The organism is Streptomyces sp. NRRL WC-3549, assembly GCF_000721935.1.
Classification (GTDB): Bacteria; Actinomycetota; Actinomycetes; order Streptomycetales; family Streptomycetaceae; genus Streptomyces.
The window spans coordinates 156,113-156,360 of sequence record NZ_KL585389.1; the positions used below are offsets into that span (position 1 = coordinate 156,113).

The 248-nt window shown below is 78.2% G+C and carries 1 protein-coding gene; it reads right to left on the minus strand.

The window, feature by feature from the left end; genetic code table 11:
- Positions 1 to 56: 56 nt before the first annotated feature.
- On the minus strand, positions 57 to 248 hold a 192-nt coding region (locus IH13_RS0108095), incomplete at its 5' end, for a CGNR zinc finger domain-containing protein (protein ID WP_031082370.1).

Genomic DNA, 248 nt, shown 5'->3' on the forward strand with positions numbered 1-248 from the left:
CAGCCGGCACCCGGGGGCGGCCGGGGCGGACTCCTGCGCAGGACGCGGCCGGCCGGTCACGCGGAGGGGGCGGCCCGTACGTCCTTCTCAGGGGCCCGGTGGGCGGCGGCCTTGATCCGGTTCCCGCAGGGCTCCATGCCGCACCACTGCCGGCGGGCCCCGCGAGCGGTCGACGCAGACGCGGGTGCACTCGGGCTCCCGCACTCCTTCAGCAGCGGTACGTCCGGCCCGCTCAGCAGCTCGGCGGT